The sequence below is a fragment of the Mesorhizobium sp. M7A.F.Ca.ET.027.03.2.1 genome (assembly GCF_003999175.1).
Taxonomy (GTDB): Bacteria; Pseudomonadota; Alphaproteobacteria; order Rhizobiales; family Rhizobiaceae; genus Mesorhizobium.
On the sequence record NZ_RZOM01001104.1, the window covers coordinates 1 to 2,015 of the forward strand.

The window sequence follows — 2,015 nt, forward strand, 5'->3', positions numbered from 1 at the left end:
ACCAGCGTCAGCACCGTGGCGAAGGACAGGCCGAAGACGATCGCCGAGGACAGCGAAATCCACCATTGCGTCGACGGCGCGTTGATCGTCGTCTCGTGATGGAAGATTTCCAGCCCGAGGCCGAAGGCGATCGGCAGCACGCCGAGAATGGCCGACACAGCCGTCAGCACGACCGGGCGGGCGCGCTCGCGGCAAGTCTGCAGCACCGCCTCGACCTTGTCCCAGCCTTCTTCACGCAGCCGGTCATAGGTGTCGATCAGCACGATGTTGTTGTTCACCACCACGCCGGCCAGAGCGATGACGCCGATGCCCGACATGACGATGCCGAACGTCTCGCCGGTTATCAGCAGCCCGAGGAACACGCCGATCGTCGCCATGACCACGCAGGACAGCACCAGCCAGACGCTGGTGAACTTGTTGAACTGCGCCAGAAGCACCAGGAAGATCAGGAAGATCGCCGCCCCGAAGGCCTTGCTGAGGAAGGCGCTGGCTTCGGCGCTGTCCTCGTTCGAGCCGGCCAGCTTCCAGCGGATGCCGCTGCCGAGATCCATATCGGCGACGGCCTTGGTGACCTGCTCCTGCACAGCCGCGACCTGGGCGCCGGCGGCGACGTTGGCCTGGACGACCACCGTACGCGCGCCGTCGATGCGGTTGAGGATGCCGACCGTCGGCTCGGGCTTGCGCACGACGAAGTTCGAGATCGGCACCGACCCTTGCGAGGTCTGCACCCTGAGTTCGTCGAGCGTCGACAGCGTGCGCCGGTCCTCGGGCAGGCGCAGTCTTATGTCGACGGCGTCGTCGGCCCCGGCAGGCCGGTATTCCGAGAGCTTCAGCCCGTTGGTCACCAGTTGCACCACCGTGCCGACCGAGGTTGGGCTGATGCCGTACTGCGCCGCCTTTGCACGATCGACCTCGAGCGCCCAGTCGACACCGGGCGGCGGCAGGCCGTCGGAAATATCGATGACGCCGGGCACCTTGCCGATGCGCGCCGCGACCTCACGGGCCTTGTCGTCGAGCCCCTTGGGGTCGACGGCCGAAAGCCTGATCTGGATCGGCTTGCCGGTCGGCGGACCGGCTTCCGGCACGCGCACCTCGACATCGACGCCGGGAATGCCGGCCATGACGCCGCGCAGATCGTCCAGGATGTGGTTCGCCGACTTGCGCTCGCGCCAGTCGATAAATTCGTACTGGATGACGCCGACGACGTCTTCGGGGATATCCTGGCCGCCGCCTTGCGTCTTGCCGACGCGGGTGTAGACCGACTTCACACCCGGCCAGCCGAGCAGCCTGTCTTCCGCGATCTTGGTCGCGGTATCCATTTCGGCCAGCGAAAGATTGCCGCGCGCATGCACGTAGAGCAGGCCATAATCCGGCTCGACATTCGGGAAAAACTCGACGCCGGCGCCGTATTTCGAATAGGCAAAGCCGACGCCGAACAAGAGCGCGACGGTCAGCACCAGCACGGTGATGGGGAAGCGCACCGCCTGCTTGACGATCGCCATGTACCAGCCGTCGCGATTGTCATCCTCATGATGCGGCGGCGCCTTGGCGAAGATCGCACCCAGCGTCGGCGCGAAGACAAGCGCGTAGAGCATCGAGGCCGATAGCGTGACGATCAGCGTGATCGGCATGTACTTCATGAAGTCGCCGATGATGCCCGGCCAGAACAGCAGCGGCGAGAAGGCGGCGATGCGCGTCATCGTCGCGGCGATGACCGGACCGGCCATGCGCTTGGCGGCGAGCGCGAAGGCTTCCTCCTTCGGCATGCCCTCGCTCATCCGCCGTTCGGCGAACTCGGTGACGATGATGGCATCGTCGACCAGCATGCCGACGGCCAGGATCAGGCTGAACAGCACGATCATGTTGATCGTGTAGCCCATCATCGCCAGCAGCAGGATGCCGATCAGGAAGGACGACGGAATCGCAAGCCCGATGAGCAGCGAGGCGCGGCCGGACAGCGCGTAGAGGATGACGATGAACACCAGGATGACGGCGATCATCACATGGTTCTGCAG

At 65.0% G+C, this 2,015-nt stretch carries 1 protein-coding gene; it reads right to left on the reverse strand.

The features are described from left to right. The coding region (locus tag EN750_RS31710) for an efflux RND transporter permease subunit (RefSeq protein WP_145968103.1) at window positions 1-2,015 on the reverse strand (2,015 nt) is incomplete at both ends.